Origin of the sequence: Streptomyces chengmaiensis (genome assembly GCF_029846775.1) — a bacterium.
Lineage (GTDB): Bacteria > Actinomycetota > Actinomycetes > Streptomycetales > Streptomycetaceae > Streptomyces > Streptomyces chengmaiensis.
In genome coordinates this window covers 64,960-78,785 of sequence record NZ_JARWBG010000016.1, presented here as the reverse complement: position 1 = coordinate 78,785, position 13,826 = coordinate 64,960, and the positions used below count along the sequence as shown (strand labels likewise).

Here is a 13,826-nt window from a genome sequence, read left to right as displayed (position 1 = left end):
GGAGTGTCCCTCGTTTGGCCGGATGTCCGCTTGAGGCGATCTTCGGCGGGCTCATAGGGTGGGCGGCTAACGCAACATCTTTGCTTTAATCGGGAGGAAGAGGCCCATGACCGATATCCCGCTCTCGGCCGGAGAAGCCGTCCGCTGGGCCCGCAGAGCGGGACTGCCGCTCGACGCGGAGCACGCGCCCGCTGTCGCCGCCAGAGCCGACCGCGTACACGCCCTTCTCTCTCCCCTGCGGACACTGGAGTTCGGCGAGACGCCCCCCGCGGCCGCCTATGACGCGCTCAAGGAGCCGGGCCATGCCGCCGGGCGCGCCGAGTGAGCCGTACGGCCTGACGCTGGCCGCGGCCGCCCGGGCCATCGCCGCGCGCGAGCTCTCCCCCGTGGAGCTCACCGAGTCGGTGCTGGGCCGCATCGACGCGGTCGACGGCCGGCTCAACGCATATGCGGCGGTGACCTCGGGCAGGGCGCGCGAGGCGGCGGCGGCCGCGGAGCGGGAGATCGCGGCGCGGGGGCCGCGGAGCCCCCTGCACGGTGTCCCCGTGGGGCTCAAGGACCTGTTCGACGTCGCGGGACTGGCCACCGGCGCGGGGTCCCGCGTCCGGGAGGGCCACCGGGCGGACGAGGACAGCGCCGTGGCCGCGCGGCTCTTCGGGGCCGGGGCCGTGCTCACGGGCAAGACGCAGACGCATGAGTTCGCCTACGGGCTGACGACGCCGCAGACCCGCAACCCGTGGAATCCGGGCCGAGTCGCCGGAGGGTCGAGCGGGGGTTCCGCGGTCGCGGTCGCCTCGGGCGCGGCGACCTTCGCCCTGGGCACGGACACCGGGGGGTCGATCCGGGTGCCCGCCTCACTGAACGGCGTGACGGGACTGAAGCCCACCTACGGCCTGGTCTCGCGCCACGGCGTCACGGCGCTGTCCTGGTCCCTGGACCACGCCGGCCCGATCACCCGCAGCGTCGAGGACGCGGCGCTCGTCCTGGACGCGCTGGCGGGACACGATCCGCGCGACCCCGCCTCGCTCGATGTGCCGCTCTCCCCGTACGCGCGCGGGCTGGGCGGAGATCTGCGCGGGCTGCGCGTCGGAGTGCCCGTCAACTACTTCTTCGACCGCACGGATCCCCAGGTGTCGGCCGCTGTGCGGCGGGCCGTGGAGGTGCTGTGCGGTCTGGGGGCCGTCCGCGCGGAGATCCGGGTGCCGATGACGGAGCAGATCCGCGCCGTGCAGTGGGGTCTGACGGCGCCGGAGGCGACCGCGTACCACGAGCGGACGCTGCGGACCTCGCCCGAGCTGTACGGGGGCGAGGTGCGCACGCTGCTGGAGGCCGGCGAACTGGTCCCTGCGGGCGACTACCTCCGTGCGCAGCGCGCCCGCACGCTGATGCGGCGCGCCTGGGAGCCCGTGTTCGACGCGGTGGACGTCGTCGCCGCGCCCACCGTCCCGTGCACCGCGGCCGGCCGGGGCCGGGAGCGGATCGACTGGCCCGACGGCACCTCCGAGTCGGTCGCCGACGCCTACGTCAGGCTCTCCGCCCCGGCCAACATCATCGGCGCCCCGGCGCTCACCGTGCCGGTCGGCTGCGACGACGCGGGGCTGCCCATCGGCATGCAGCTCATCGGCCGCCCGCTGGGCGACGCGACGGTGCTGCGCGCCGGGGCCGCGTACGAGCGGGCGCGTGGGGAGATCGGCCGACTGGCCCCTCCGCAGGCTCTGGCCGACTAAAAGCAGCATATGTGCGTTAGGGTTCCGTGCGATGAGCCCCAGACCAGCGGTACGCCCCGGCGGGCGCAGCGCCCGCGTCCGGCAGTCCGTGCACACGGCCGTGCGCGAACTGCTGCAGGAACGAGGGCGGGACGGCCTCACCGTGCCGCTGGTCGCCGCCCGCGCCGGAGTCACTCCGTCGACGGTCTACCGCAGATGGGGGACCCTCCGGGAGCTGCTGTCCGATGTAGCGGTGGAACGGCTGCGGCCCGGCTCGCCGCCGGAGGACCTCGGCAGCCTCCGGGCCGACCTGGAGGGCTGGGCCACGTCCTTCGCGCAGCAGACGGCCTCCCCCGCCGGGCAGGCCCGCCTCCGGGACACGCTGGCCGGGGACCCGGACGGCTCGAACAGCGGGCGGTGCGCTGCCTATGCGGCCGGGCAGATCGAGACGATCCTGTCGCGCGCCGCGGCCCGCGGCGAGCGCGCCCCGGACGCCGAGACGGTGCTGGACCATGTGGTGGCCCCGCTGGTGTACCGCGCCCTCTTCCGGCAGGGACCGCCGGATGCCGACGGCTACGCCCGCTCCCTCGTCGCCACCGTGCTGTACAGGTTGATCCCGCTGCCGTGAAGCGGGCCCTCCCCCGCCCTGTCCCTTCCCGCGGCCCGGACTCCGACCCGGTCCCTAACCGAGCTGCAGCACGAGGGACCGTGCGTCGCGGTCGAGGAGGACCGGAACCGGGACCACGCCGCCGGGCTCCAGCTTGAGCAGGGTCGCCTCGCCGTCGACCCGCCCGGCTGTCGTCCGGCCCGGCCCGCCCCCTGCCGTGTCGCCTGCCTCACCGGCGAGATCGCCCTTGAGCTGACCGGTGTGCCGCCAGTTGTGCTCCCGGCCGTCGCACCGGGCGACCGTGCCGCCGATGCCGTGGTGGACGTCGCCCTTGATCAGCTTGGCGCCGACGAGCACCGTCCTGCCGTGGTGGAGCGGCGAACAGCGGTAGGTGCCGCTGAGGGTGACCGTGCCGTCGGCGGCCAGCTGCCCCGCCGGGTCGAGCGTCACGGCGTCGGGGCCGGAGCCCGCGCCGGAGTGTGCGCCCGCCGCACCGGGGTTCACCCCGGCGAGGCAGACCGCGGCGAGACACGCGGTCAGGGCGGGAGACATACGTCGAGATGTGATCATGCTCCGCCCAACGAAGCCTGTACGCAAAGATGTCGGACCTTCGCACGGACGGCCGACACCTCTGTGCCGCCGAATGGCGGTCACCTTCCCGCTTCCGATTGCGCTGCGTGCCGATGCTTTACACGGTGGGTGAGAGATGTTCCACCCACATCGCAAAGGAAGCCGTATGCGTCCCTCAACCCTGCCCCGTGCCCTGGTGCCCACGGCACTGTGCGCCGCACTCGTCCTGGCGGGGACCGGGCCCGCCGCGGCGCTCGACTCAGCGGCATCCGCCGGGGACTCCGCAGTCGCCACCGCCGCCCAGCACCGGATCGAGCTGCCCGAACCGCCGGCCGACACGCCCGGTCTCCCCGAGCTTCCGGCCGACCCCCCGCCCCTCCCCGAGCTTCCAACCGGCACCCGGACCCTCCTGGAGACTCCGGCACTCCCCGCGGACACTCCCAGCCTCCCCCTCGACACGCCCGCCCTGCCCACTTCCCCATGAGCGGGTGACCCGGCGGCGCCCCGCTCCGGCTCCGCTTCGAGGTCCGCCGCCGGGCCAGGGAAGCATGACCGTTCGCGTACGGCGACTCCGCGCGGCACGATGGTCGTGGATCCCGCGATGCCCCCTTTCCGAGCGGAACACTGAGTGTCATGGACAAGGAATCGACGGCTGCCGACCCCCGCGCCACTTCGAGCGAGGACGTGTACGGCGCGCCCTGCTGGATCAGCCTGATGGCGCACGACCTCTCCGCCGCGCAGGACTTCTACGGCGCGGTGCTCGGCTGGCGGTTCCGGCCTGCGCGGCTCGGCGCGGAGTTCCGGCTCGCCGTGCTCGACGGCGAGCCGGTCGCCGGCATCGGAGAGGTCACCCCCACCCTGCAGGCCCCGGTCGCCTGGACCCCGTACTTCGCCGTCGCCGACGCCGATGCGACGGCGGCCCGAATCCGGGAGCGCAGCGCCACTGTGGCGGTCGGCCCCCTCAACTTCCCGGTCGGCCGCGGCGCGCTCGCCGCCGACCGGGACGGCGCAGTCTTCGGCATCTGGCAGGGCGAGCTGATCTCCAACTGGCAGACCTGGCGGGAGAAGGCCCCGACCTGGCTGCGGCTGCGCACCCGCAACGCGTTCGACGCCGCCATCTTCTACGGCGAGGTCCTCGACTGGGCATCCGACCGGCCGGGCTGCTGCGAGGTCGACTACGAGGAGGACGAAGTCGTACTACGCCAGCACGGCTTCGTGGTCGCCCGGCTCAGCTCGGGCGCGACCGAGGAGGCGCCCGATCCGCTCATCCGCCCCCACTGGCATGTGCACTTCGCGGTCCCCGACGTCGAGGCCACCGTCCAGGCGGCGCTGCGGCACGGCGGACTGGTCCTGGAACAGCACGGCACCCCAGAGGGCTCCGAGGCCACACTGCGGGACAGGGACGGCGCGATGTTCTCCGTCAACGACGGCTCGCACCGCGGCTGACCGCGGCGGTACGGGCCGTCGCGGGCCGGCGGTCAGCGCCGGCGGGCACGGGCACGGGCGCTGATTCGGCGCGACCACAGAATCACCCCGCGCAGCACACACAGCAGGGTGAGGGTGTAGGCGGCGGCGAACGCCCAGATGAGGGCGGGCGCCGATGTCTGCACGGCGAAGACGAGAAGGACCAGCGACACCGCGGCGAGCGTCCAGCCCGCGACGGCGAGTCGTCGGCGGTGCAGGGCGGACCGCAGCTGGTTCAGCGGCGCGGACGTCTGCCCCATCGTGCGCAGCTGGCGGTCCAGCAGGGCGTCTTCGCGCAGCCCGGTCTCGATCTCGTCGAGGATACGCCGTTCGCGATCCGTGAATCCGGTTCCGTCCATGGCCAACGCCTCCTCACGGCCGACCGTGATGACCGGTTCACGCCTGGTGGCGCACCGGGCGGGTACCCGCGATGGACCACCCGACACCTCCGCGGCGCGCCCGCGCGCAGCAGTGGGCCGGAGCCGCACCGTCGGGCCCGGGCCGGTTCCGCTCAGCCGGGCGCTGGGCCGGCTGAGCTGTTGGAGGGCGCGCGGCTGATGTCGCCGAGGGCCGATTCCGGGTCGAGTGTCCCGGCGAGGTCTCCGAGGCTGACCATGCCGATGGGGCGGTCCCCCTCGACGACGGGGAGCCTGCGGACCGCGTGTTCCCGCATGAGCGACACGGCGCTGGAGACGGGCTCGTCCGGCCCGATCGACACGGGGGTGAGCGTGCAGACGGCCTCTGCGCTCACGGCGAGCGGATCCACCCCCTCGGCCACGGCACGGGTGGCGATGTCTCGGTCGGTGAGCACCCCGATCAGCCGGTTGTCCAGGGAGACCACCACTCCCCCGATGTCCTGGGCGCGCATCATCTGGGCCGCTTCCACCAGCGAGGCGTCGGGCCGGACGGCCGCCACTCCCGCCGTCATGACGTCCTTCACTTGCTGTGTCATGGCTCAGCCTTCCTGACATGCTCTCGCCCGCGGGCCCGGCCATCCGGCTGTCCCCCGGCTGCCGTCCGGCGGCTTCTCCTCGTCACGCTGCCCGCAGTACCCCTGCCTCATCCGCCTATGCGGGCGGTCACGTTTTCTCTCGCCGGGAGCGGGCATGGGCCCTTTACGTGCTTCGGACAGCAGGCACGCCCGAGGGAGCAGTCACACGGGCGTGCCTTTGTGCCGTCCGGTCCCGCTCCCGCACCGTGCGTCGAAAGACTCCAGGGAGCCGTGAGCACCATGTGCCCGTACGCACCCGTCCGGCAGACTCAGCACACCCGGCGCGACCGGCCGGGCCGCCGCGCCGGAAACCCGCACACCGACGCCCCCGACACCGAGGACGCGTTCCGGAGGATGGCCGGACTGCCCGACGGACCGGAGCGCAGCAGGATCCGCCAGGACATCGTCTGCGCCTGGCTGCCCATGGCCGACCGGCTCGCCGGCCGCTTCCGCAACCGCGGGGAGTCAATGGAGGATCTGCGGCAGGTCGCCGCGCTGGGTCTGGTCAAGGCCGTCGACCGCTACGACCCCGGCCGCGGCAACGCCTTCGAGAGCTACGCCGTGCCGACCGTCGTCGGGGAGGTCAAGCGGCACTTCCGCGACCACCTGTGGACGCTGCACGTACCCCGCCGGGTACAGGATCTGCGCAATCGCGTGCGCTTCGCCCGGCAGGACCTGTCCCAGACGATCCCCGGCCGGCCGCCCACCCGGGCGGAGATCGCCGCGCACGCGGGGATGACCGAGGAGGAGGTTCGGGTGGGTCTCGAAGCGCTCGACAGCTTCTCGGCGCTCTCGCTGGACGCCGAGCTGAGCGGCGCGGAGGACGGGTACACCCTGCGCGACACCCTCGGGTCGGCGGACCCGGCCCTCGACGTGCTCGTCGACCGTGAGGCCGTCAAACCGGGGCTGCGCCGACTGCCCGAGCGTGAACAGCGCATTCTCTACATGCGCTTCTTCCGCGACATGACGCAGAGCAGCATCGCCGAGTGCCTCGGCATCTCCCAGATGCACGTCTCGCGGCTGATCAGCCGGTGCTGCGAGCGGCTGCGCGAGGAGGCGCTGCGGGACGGCTCCGCGGACGAGACCGCGGAGGGACCGGCGAAGGCCGCGGCGGGGAGGTCATGAGAGACGCCGCCGCATGGCGAGCGCGATGTGGTGGCCCATGACGTCGACGATCCGCGCCTCGGCCAGGGAGAAGGCGAGCCTGGGCCCTGTGCGGAAGAGCGTCAGCACCGCGTCGACCCGTCCGCCGCCGGCGACCGGGGTGTGAAGCGGCGCGCACAGCAGTGACGTCACATCGGCCTGGACGAGGATCGAGTCGCCGGTCTCGTCCCGGCCGAAGGCCTCCAGGTCGTCCGGCCGCACCTGGAGGCTTGCCGGTCCGCCTCGCGCCGTCTCCACCACCAGGGGGCAGTCCGCCGGGTCCTGCGCGGCGACCTTCTTGGCCAGCGTGTCCGCGGCCCTGTCGTTCTCCGGGCCGCGGCCGTTCTCCGGGCCGCGGACGCAGACGCGACGCAGCACTCCGCCCGAGGACAGATCGGCCACGACCCAGTCGGCGAAGCCCGCGGACAGCACCCGTGCGGCCGTGCTCAGCACCTGCTGCGGTTCCCCGCCGCCGTCGAGCAGCAGCGCCGTGGTCATGGCGTCCAAGACGTCGATCAGCTCGGCGTGGCGGGTGGCCTCGGTCAGATCGGGACGCGCCGCACCGCGCCCGGCCACGGGAGCGGACGGGGAGGGGAACGGGTGCGCCGTACGGGTCCCGTCGGTCTGCAACACCAGCAGGACGGCCGGCTGCTGCTCGTTCGGGGGGCGCAGCGCGGTGAGGGTGACGAGCAGCGGTGTCGTGGGGGCCTGCTGGAGGTGGACCCGCAGACTGCGGCCTCCTTCGCCGCGTGCGACGGCCGCCGCCTGCGAGCGCAGGGCCGCGCGGTCGCCGGGTCTGAGGAGTCCTGCCAGCGGGCGGCCCGCGGCATAGCCTGCGCGGACGCCGGTCAGTTCCGTCGCGGCGACGTTCATCCGCCGTACGGCCGTGTCGGCGTCGATCAGTGCCACGGGCAGCGGCAGCCGTTGGAAGAGGGCCTTGAAGAGCTGCTGTTCGGCTCGGTCCGCCGAGGCTCTGGCGGGGGTGCGCGGGGCCTGTGGCCACTGTGCCGCAAGCCTGCGGCGCCAGGCGGGCCACAGGTCGTCGGCGACATGCTCGAGCTCGAACAGCGCGGCGTCGAGGAGGGTGTGCAGTTCTGTCGTCGGCAGTCCGCGGGCCGCTCTCAGCTCGCCCACGCGCCTGACGAAGTCGGCAAGCTCCCGGTCGAGCGCATGCCCCTGCCCGGGGTCCGCTTCGAACCCGTGCGCGTCCATACCCCGACGCTAGCCCACGGCGGCGTTTCCCGGCGTTCCCAGCGGGAATCCGGACGGTGGAAGGAGGCGGCAGCTCATGCCATCCCCGCCCGTCCCCGAACCCACCGCGGCCGCCCGTGAGCTCTCCCAGTTCACCCGCGAGGCCATGCAGTGCGCCGATGCGAGCTGCGGCGCGGTCGCCACCCTCACCGGCGAGGGCGGCGATCTGCGCACCACGGCGACGCACCCCGACCTGACCGCACTGCTCTCGGTGGAGATGGCCTCCGGTGAAGGGCCCACCCCTGCCGCGCTGGACGCGGGCGAGACGGTGAGCGCCCAGGATCTGCTGACCGAGGAGCGCTGGCCCGACTACCGTGCCGTGGCGCTCGACTCCGGACTGCGGTCGAGTGTGACCATGCCGTTCAGCAGAGACGAGCTGGACGTCACCCTGAGCCTGTACAGCTTCCGCCCCAGAGCGTTCGGCGAGGGCGTGCAGCAGTCGGTCCATCTGCTCGGCGAGTACTTCGCGGAGGGCCTGGCCCGCGATCACTCGTGTCGTGCGGCACTGGCCGAGGTCGACCAGCTGGAGACGGCGCTGGAGTCCCGGGCGGTGATTGATCAGGCCTGCGGGATCGTGATGCATGTGACCGAGGGCGATGCCCGGGAGGCGTTCGGCATTCTGCGGCGGATCTCGCAGCGCACCAACCGGAAGCTCGCGGAGGTGGCCGACGAGGTGGTGCGCCGCCGGGGACGGGGGCTCGAAGCGGAGCTCAGGGCTCTCGCCGGGGCGAGCGGAAGGAGTCCCGCGTGTTCGGACGAGGCCGTTCGCACATCCGCGCGGAGCCGATGACGGCGCGGAACCCGCTGAGGGTCCGCCTGCTCCTGGCCATGGTGTACATCCCCGTGTTCGCGGCGGGAGCGGTGCTGTTCGGTGTGTGGGGGCTGTGGTCCCAAGCCGGTGACTCGCCCGATCCCGGGGTCCTGATGGCGCTGTCGTTCATCTGCGCGGTGCTGGCGCTGCTCGCCCTGGGCGAGGCGGTCGGCATCCACCACCGCCGGGAGCGGGCGCGTACGCGACAGGAGGACGCGGAGGAGGAGGAACCGGAGCCGGACACTCCTGAAGAGCCGGGGCGTCCCGAGCACCGGCCTGACGGTCAGGAACGCCACGGGCCGGGGCGTGGGATCGGATAGCCGGCCGCCCCCCGGCGGCGGCGCGGAGCCGGGCGCGCCTCCTCGCCCGGACAGCGGGGCGCCTGAGCGGTCGCCCGGCGGACGTCATGCCGCGTGAGCGGGCCGGCGGAGCAGGGCGCCCAGGCCGCCGGCCGGGGAGGCGTCCGCGGGCTCCCGGGCGGGGACCCGCAACGCCTCCGCGCCGGTGACCGCGGCGGAGCGGAGCAGCGCGTCGTCCGCGCGGGCGGGGTCGGGGTCGCGTGCGCCGAGGTACCGGGCGTCGGTGCGGCGCATCGCGAGCTGGTCAGGGGCCTCGCCCACCCACACCCGGCGCTGGGCGTCCGCCCCCTCCGGCCGGATGAACAGCTCCTCGATGCGGTGCTCGCGGGCCGCCTCCACCAGCGCGGGCACGCCTTCCGCCGTCGCTTCGGGTGCGGCCCTGAAGCGGTCGAGCTCCTCCTCGGCGCGGCGGCTCAGATGCTCCTGGCGGGCGCGCTCGACGTCCGCGTCGAGCAGCCTGCTGCCCGCACCTTCGGCGCGTCCGCCGTGTTCGGTCTCGACGACGTACGGCTGCAGCGCCGCGGGCAGCCGCTCATGGACGGCCCGCCGCTCGTAGGGGTCTCCGGCGAGGACGATCAGGTCGGCCCCGTACTCCTCCTGGTTTCCCGTCACGGCCTCCGCGATCTCCTGGGCGTTCTGCTCCCAGGTGTTCTCCACGCGCTGCCGGTGATGGCGCTCGGACCAGTCGGCGCTCGCGGTGCGGTGCAGCGGCCAGTGCTTGCCCACGACCGACCCGGCGTCCGCGGCCCCCAGCGGAGTGCGCAGTTCCAAGTCCGCGCCCGTGCGGTCGACGTAGACGACCAGACAGACCGGTTCCTGCGCGGCGAGGTCCAGCAGCGGTGCGACATGCGGCAGGGCCGCCCAGGTGACGTCCATGGGCGCGGCAGGGCGGTGGGTCAGCGGCGGGTCGAGGACCACCTCGCCGCCCGTGGCGTACACGGCGCGCCCGGCTTCCCCCGGCCTGCCGCCGAAGGCGGTCAGGGCCTCGTAGACGGCATGGCCCGTCTGCTGGTCGGCGCCCTTCTCGGCCAGTGCCCGGCAGACCTCACGGGCCTGGAGCTCGCGGCGAGCGGGGGTGTCCCGGTCTCCCCAGTCGGTGTCGAGATGCACGCTGGCCCACGGTCCGGGACGCTCGTAGAGCGGCGTGAGAAATTCGAGTCGCATGGAATCCTCCCGGTGACCGCGTTCGCGTTCCCGGCGAGTACCCGCGAGGTCACCAGTCACACGGCACCGCCGCGAGACCTGTGGAGACGGACGGAGGACGGCTGAGATGACGGAGACCGAGCACGAGCACCGGGGCGTCGATCCGGCCCGTCTGGACGAGCCGGTGCTGCTGCGCGAGCTGGAGGCGATCCACCGGAGCAGGCACGACACGCTGCTGTACGGCTCCGCGGCGGCGCTGGACGCGCACAATGTGCGGATGGCGGAGTTGGAGAACGAGTATCTGCGCCGGCATCCGCGGCGCACGGTGACGCCGGGCAGGACACGGGCCGGGGCCCGTGCCCGTGACGGCGCGCGGGACGCCGCCGAGGCGCGGGAACGCCGCTAGGCAGGGCCCCTCCCGGCGGACTCCCGCCCCTTCCCGAAACCGGGACTCCACCCCGGACCCCGTGCGCGGGGGCTCCGCCCCCGGGACCCCGCTCCTCAAATGCCGGAGGGGCTCATTCGCTCCTGCCCGGCCTTGGCGAACTCCGCGGTGAAGGCCGCACAGAACGCCTTGAGGTCGTGCGGCTTCCTGCTGGTGATCAGGGTGTTCGGGCCGTCGTGGCAGACCGTGACCTCTTCGTCCACCCAGGTGCCGCCCGCGTTGGCGATGTCGGTGCGCAGACTCGGCCACGAGGTGAGGGTCCGGCCCCGCACCGCGTCGGCCTCCACGAGCGTCCACGGCGCATGGCAGATCGCCGCGACGGGCTTGCCCGTGTCGAAGAAGCTGCGGACGAACGCCACGGCGTGCCGGTCCATCCGCAGCGCGTCGGGGTTGGCGACCCCGCCGGGCAGCACCAGTGCCCCGTACTCGTCCGCCGATGCGTCGGTGACGACCTGGTCGACGGGGAAGGCGTCCGCCTTGTCGAGATGGCGGTAGGCCTGCACCCGGCCGGGCCGGGTGGAGACGAGCCGGGGGGTGTCGCCGGCGTCGAGGACGGCCTGCCATGGCTCGGTCAGTTCGACCTGCTCCACGCCCCGGGGCGCTGTCAGGAATGCGATCAGCATGATCTGCTCCTCTGTGTCCGTCCCCTGGGTACCCCCGCCCGGCGGCCCCATGCGGTGGTGGGAGCGGTGGTTCGGACGGCGCAGTGCCGGGGGCCCGGGCTGCGGCCGAGCGAGCTACGGGTACACACTTCGCCCGCGGCTCGGACCCGCCCCCGCGGCGGCCCGGCTTCTCCCCGCGGGCTGCCGCGGGCGATGCGGCCGTAAGACTTTCGTCATCGGGCCGGGCTGGGACTGCCGCCCTGACCTGGCGTTGAATGGAGGTCGCCGGTCAGGTGCCGGAGTGTTCGGGAATGAGGAGATGGCAGTGGGGCGTGTGCTCAGGTGGTTCGGCAAGCCGTTGGGTGTGACGGTGCTCGTCGTCGGGCTGGCGCTGGCCGGTGCGGGACTGTACTGGTTCCAGCCGTGGAAACTGTGGGTGGACGAGACCGTACGGGACGAGATCCCGACCGCGGCCCCGGCCGGCGGCGCGAACGAGGCGGCGGAGGGCGCGGAGCCCTCGGACGGCGCGGCGCCGACCGCTCCGGCGGGGCCCGTGACGCTGGCCGAGGGGGAGCTCATCAGCCATGAGCACACCACCACGGGCTCGGTGAAGATCCTCCGGCTCGCGGACGGCAGCCGCACGCTGCGGCTGGAGAACCTCGACACCAGCAACGGCCCGGACCTGCGGGTGCTGCTCAGCGACGCGCCAGTCAAGGAGGGCAAGGCCGGCTGGCATGTCTTCGACGACGGCGCCTACGTCAGTCTCGGCAAACTCAAGGGCAACAAGGGGGACCAGAACTACGCCCTGCCCGCCGACGTCGATCTGGACAAGTTCACCAGCGTGAGCATCTGGTGCGACCGCTTCGATGTGTCGTTCGGCGCCGCGCCCATCGTCGGCGCCTGACCCCTGCCGTACCTGTTCGACTCCGGAAGGGAACATCCGACCGAGTCTCAACTCCTGCGGAGTGCGGCCGAGTTGCCGCACCCGCAGGTGGCCGGTTATGCCCCCGTGAGCGGCGGGGACTCTTCACCTCGACAAGACCGCCGAGTAGCCTGCGGGCCTATGGCATATGTCCTGGGCACCACCAGATCGAGTGTTGCCAAATGGCTTACGAGCCCTCGCTCCCTGTGCAACCCTCGTTACCGGTCCTTTGTAGAGACCCGGCCGTGGCCACGCCTGTATCGGAGTACGACATGCCGTCCCATGTGTTCGCGGACCGTCCCGCCCCGCAGCCTCCTGAGCGCGGCGACGTCGATGCGCTGATCTCGCTGGCGAGGCGGCTCCGCGGCGATGTCGACGCCGTACGCCGGGATGCCGCGGACCAGGAGGACGACGCACACGGACGCTGGCAGCGTGCCCTGTGCGATCTGGCCGTCCATCACCTCGACGACCTCGGCGCACATCTGGGCCAGCTCAAGGAGGGGCTGCCCGCGCAGGCCGCGGACTCCCCCGGGCCGCACGGGCGGGTCGAGTCATTCGAGGCCCCTGACTCCTTTCAGGACGATCTCGCCGAGCACGAGGCGGACTCCGCCCTGCACGGCGGCTCACTGCTCAGCAGAGTGGGCAGCGCGGAGTGGAATCTGCTCACCGACGAGGTGAGCTGGTCCGACGAGCTGTACCAGATCCTGGGGTGGTCGCCGGAGAGCGGTCCCATGACGCTGGACGAGCTGCCCGCCATGGTGTTCTCGGAGGATCAGCCGCTGCTCACCGCGATGGTGACGGACTGTCTGGTGGACGGGAGCCCCATCGACGGGGAGTTCCGCATGGTGCGCACCGACGGAGGCGTCCGCACCGTCCATATGACGGGCGAGCCCGTCCTGGACGCCGACGGCTCCACCGCCTCCATGTGGGCCGTCCTCAGGGACGTCAGCGAACTGCGGCGCAGCCAGCGCGCGGTCCGTGAAACGCGCCACTCCCTCCAGCGCAAAGAGCACTTCGCGCAGACGGAGCGACGACTCGCGGTCGAGCTCCAGGAAGCGGTGCTGCCGCCCTGGCGCGGCTCCCTTCAGCTGCCCGAGGACGCACCGGCCGCGCTGGACGTCGCGGCACACTATCTTCCCTCCGCCGACAGCGCCCTGATCGGCGGAGACTGGTACGACGCCCTGCAGCTGCCCGGTGGCCAGGCGCTGCTGAGCGTCGGCGATTTGACGGGGCACGGTGTGGTCGCCACCTCCTCGATGGCCATGCTGCTCGGGGCGCTGCGCGGCATGGCCGTGGCCGGCATTGCGCCGGGTCAGCTCATGGCTCATCTCAACCAGCTGCTGGAAGCCTCCGCGCAGCCCGCCCTCGGCAGCGCCGTCTGCTGCCGCTACGAGCCGGCCGAACGTACCCTGACCTGGGCGCAGGCAGGGCACCCCGCCCCGCTGCTGTTCCGCGGCGGGACGGGGCGTGCGCTGACTCCCCCCGAGGGCGTGCTGCTCGGCGCCACCCCCACCGCACAGTACGGCCAGGCCGACGTACGGCTGCTGCCCGGCGATGTGCTCGTCCTGCACACCGACGGGCTGACGAGGACCAGTGCGGCGGAGGAGTGCGACACCGGCCGACTGCTGGCACTGGCGCCGCTGTTCGCCGAAGCCAAGGACGCGCAGGACTGCGTCCGGGCCGTGGTCGAGGAGTTCGGCGAGGCGGAGCGCGGGGACGATGCCTGTGTGATGGCAGCTCGGATCGGTCGGTGAGGATCGGGCCTCCAGGGTCTCGACACCTCCGGTCTACTGGTTCTCAACGCCTCCGGTC

At 73.1% G+C, this 13,826-nt stretch carries 17 protein-coding genes; 11 read left to right on the top strand and 6 right to left on the bottom strand.

Features of this window, described 5'->3' with window-relative positions:
• The first annotated feature begins 106 nt into the window (after positions 1 to 106).
• The 3 genes from QCN29_RS15895 to QCN29_RS15885 are packed head-to-tail and all read left to right on the top strand — an operon-like array spanning position 107 to position 2,334.
• On the top strand, positions 107 to 325 hold the full coding sequence (locus QCN29_RS15895; protein WP_279928719.1) for a hypothetical protein: 219 nt from the start codon (positions 107 to 109) through the stop codon (positions 323 to 325).
• Complete coding sequence (locus tag QCN29_RS15890; protein WP_279928718.1) at positions 303 to 1,727, top strand: amidase; 1,425 nt, start codon at positions 303 to 305, stop codon at positions 1,725 to 1,727. The genes QCN29_RS15895 and QCN29_RS15890 overlap by 23 nt, the downstream gene beginning before the upstream one ends.
• Positions 1,728 to 1,758: 31 nt before the next feature.
• Complete coding sequence (locus QCN29_RS15885; protein WP_279928716.1) at positions 1,759 to 2,334, top strand: TetR/AcrR family transcriptional regulator; 576 nt, start codon at positions 1,759 to 1,761, stop codon at positions 2,332 to 2,334.
• 54 nt (positions 2,335 to 2,388) lie between these two features.
• On the opposite strand, the gene QCN29_RS15880 is transcribed toward QCN29_RS15885, so the two are convergent.
• Positions 2,389 to 2,865, bottom strand: coding sequence for a DUF6299 family protein (locus QCN29_RS15880; RefSeq protein ID WP_279928714.1), 477 nt, complete (start codon positions 2,863 to 2,865; stop codon positions 2,389 to 2,391).
• Positions 2,866 to 3,049: 184 nt separating this feature from the next.
• Between QCN29_RS15880 and QCN29_RS15875 the strand changes: the two genes are divergently transcribed.
• A complete protein-coding gene (locus QCN29_RS15875; RefSeq protein WP_279928713.1) occupies positions 3,050 to 3,367 on the top strand; it encodes a hypothetical protein in 318 nt (105 codons plus the stop codon).
• Between the two features lie 149 nt (positions 3,368 to 3,516).
• Positions 3,517 to 4,329 (top strand): VOC family protein, encoded by an 813-nt coding sequence (locus QCN29_RS15870; RefSeq protein ID WP_279928712.1) that lies wholly within the window; start codon positions 3,517 to 3,519, stop codon positions 4,327 to 4,329.
• Between the two features lie 32 nt (positions 4,330 to 4,361).
• Here the strand turns inward: QCN29_RS15870 and QCN29_RS15865 are convergent, their stop codons facing one another.
• Both QCN29_RS15865 and QCN29_RS15860 read right to left on the bottom strand, forming a co-directional pair.
• On the bottom strand, positions 4,362 to 4,706 hold the full coding sequence (locus QCN29_RS15865) for a DUF3040 domain-containing protein (RefSeq protein WP_279928711.1): 345 nt from the start codon (positions 4,704 to 4,706) through the stop codon (positions 4,362 to 4,364).
• A 152-nt stretch (positions 4,707 to 4,858) separates the two neighbouring features.
• Positions 4,859 to 5,299 (bottom strand): CBS domain-containing protein, encoded by a 441-nt coding sequence (locus QCN29_RS15860; RefSeq protein WP_240134571.1) that lies wholly within the window; start codon positions 5,297 to 5,299, stop codon positions 4,859 to 4,861.
• A gap of 393 nt (positions 5,300 to 5,692) precedes the next feature.
• On the opposite strand from QCN29_RS15860, the gene QCN29_RS15855 reads away from it, so the two are divergent.
• Positions 5,693 to 6,463: an RNA polymerase sigma factor SigF gene (locus QCN29_RS15855; RefSeq protein WP_279928776.1), complete on the top strand. Its 771-nt coding sequence runs from the start codon at positions 5,693 to 5,695 to the stop codon at positions 6,461 to 6,463.
• Here the strand turns inward: QCN29_RS15855 and QCN29_RS15850 are convergent.
• Positions 6,458 to 7,693 (bottom strand): PAS domain-containing protein, encoded by a 1,236-nt coding sequence (locus tag QCN29_RS15850; protein WP_279928709.1) that lies wholly within the window; start codon positions 7,691 to 7,693, stop codon positions 6,458 to 6,460. The two genes, QCN29_RS15855 and QCN29_RS15850, sit on opposite strands and share 6 nt — an antisense overlap.
• Positions 7,694 to 7,769: 76 nt before the next feature.
• On the opposite strand from QCN29_RS15850, the gene QCN29_RS15845 reads away from it, so the two are divergent.
• Positions 7,770 to 8,522, top strand: coding sequence for an ANTAR domain-containing response regulator (locus QCN29_RS15845; protein WP_279928708.1), 753 nt, complete (start codon positions 7,770 to 7,772; stop codon positions 8,520 to 8,522).
• On the top strand, positions 8,480 to 8,863 hold the full coding sequence (locus QCN29_RS15840) for a hypothetical protein (protein ID WP_279928706.1): 384 nt from the start codon (positions 8,480 to 8,482) through the stop codon (positions 8,861 to 8,863). Before QCN29_RS15845 ends, QCN29_RS15840 begins: the two co-directional genes overlap by 43 nt.
• 84 nt (positions 8,864 to 8,947) lie before the next feature.
• On the opposite strand, the gene QCN29_RS15835 is transcribed toward QCN29_RS15840, so the two are convergent.
• Positions 8,948 to 10,066, bottom strand: a complete 1,119-nt coding sequence (locus QCN29_RS15835; RefSeq protein WP_279928704.1) for a baeRF2 domain-containing protein — start codon at positions 10,064 to 10,066, stop codon at positions 8,948 to 8,950.
• Positions 10,067 to 10,172: 106 nt separating this feature from the next.
• Between QCN29_RS15835 and QCN29_RS15830 the strand changes: the two genes are divergently transcribed.
• Entirely contained in the window at positions 10,173 to 10,451 is a 279-nt protein-coding gene (locus QCN29_RS15830; protein WP_240134576.1) for a DUF6158 family protein, read from the top strand.
• A 95-nt stretch (positions 10,452 to 10,546) separates the two neighbouring features.
• Here QCN29_RS15830 and QCN29_RS15825 read toward each other — a convergent pair whose 3' ends face one another.
• Positions 10,547 to 11,113, bottom strand: a complete 567-nt coding sequence (locus QCN29_RS15825) for a type 1 glutamine amidotransferase domain-containing protein (RefSeq protein ID WP_279928703.1) — start codon at positions 11,111 to 11,113, stop codon at positions 10,547 to 10,549.
• A gap of 298 nt (positions 11,114 to 11,411) precedes the next feature.
• On the opposite strand from QCN29_RS15825, the gene QCN29_RS15820 reads away from it, so the two are divergent.
• Both QCN29_RS15820 and QCN29_RS15815 read left to right on the top strand, forming a co-directional pair.
• Positions 11,412 to 11,996 (top strand): DM13 domain-containing protein, encoded by a 585-nt coding sequence (locus QCN29_RS15820; protein WP_279928702.1) that lies wholly within the window; start codon positions 11,412 to 11,414, stop codon positions 11,994 to 11,996.
• 290 nt (positions 11,997 to 12,286) lie between these two features.
• Entirely contained in the window at positions 12,287 to 13,768 is a 1,482-nt protein-coding gene (locus QCN29_RS15815; protein WP_279928775.1) for a PP2C family protein-serine/threonine phosphatase, read from the top strand.
• Positions 13,769 to 13,826 lie beyond the last annotated feature (58 nt).

Coding starts and splice junctions, on each gene's coding strand:
- QCN29_RS15875 (WP_279928713.1), top strand. CDS start 3,050: ATGCGTCCCTCAACCCTGCCCCGTGCCCTGGTGCCCACGGCACTGTGC.
- QCN29_RS15895 (WP_279928719.1), top strand. CDS start 107: ATGACCGATATCCCGCTCTCGGCCGGAGAAGCCGTCCGCTGGGCCCGC.
- QCN29_RS15830 (WP_240134576.1), top strand. CDS start 10,173: ATGACGGAGACCGAGCACGAGCACCGGGGCGTCGATCCGGCCCGTCTG.
- QCN29_RS15820 (WP_279928702.1), top strand. CDS start 11,412: ATGGCAGTGGGGCGTGTGCTCAGGTGGTTCGGCAAGCCGTTGGGTGTG.
- QCN29_RS15855 (WP_279928776.1), top strand. CDS start 5,693: ATGGCCGGACTGCCCGACGGACCGGAGCGCAGCAGGATCCGCCAGGAC.
- QCN29_RS15880 (WP_279928714.1), bottom strand. CDS start 2,865: ATGTCTCCCGCCCTGACCGCGTGTCTCGCCGCGGTCTGCCTCGCCGGG.
- QCN29_RS15815 (WP_279928775.1), top strand. CDS start 12,287: ATGCCGTCCCATGTGTTCGCGGACCGTCCCGCCCCGCAGCCTCCTGAG.
- QCN29_RS15860 (WP_240134571.1), bottom strand. CDS start 5,299: ATGACACAGCAAGTGAAGGACGTCATGACGGCGGGAGTGGCGGCCGTC.
- QCN29_RS15835 (WP_279928704.1), bottom strand. CDS start 10,066: ATGCGACTCGAATTTCTCACGCCGCTCTACGAGCGTCCCGGACCGTGG.
- QCN29_RS15845 (WP_279928708.1), top strand. CDS start 7,770: ATGCCATCCCCGCCCGTCCCCGAACCCACCGCGGCCGCCCGTGAGCTC.
- QCN29_RS15885 (WP_279928716.1), top strand. CDS start 1,759: ATGAGCCCCAGACCAGCGGTACGCCCCGGCGGGCGCAGCGCCCGCGTC.
- QCN29_RS15825 (WP_279928703.1), bottom strand. CDS start 11,113: ATGCTGATCGCATTCCTGACAGCGCCCCGGGGCGTGGAGCAGGTCGAA.
- QCN29_RS15850 (WP_279928709.1), bottom strand. CDS start 7,693: ATGGACGCGCACGGGTTCGAAGCGGACCCCGGGCAGGGGCATGCGCTC.
- QCN29_RS15865 (WP_279928711.1), bottom strand. CDS start 4,706: ATGGACGGAACCGGATTCACGGATCGCGAACGGCGTATCCTCGACGAG.
- QCN29_RS15890 (WP_279928718.1), top strand. CDS start 303: ATGCCGCCGGGCGCGCCGAGTGAGCCGTACGGCCTGACGCTGGCCGCG.
- QCN29_RS15870 (WP_279928712.1), top strand. CDS start 3,517: ATGGACAAGGAATCGACGGCTGCCGACCCCCGCGCCACTTCGAGCGAG.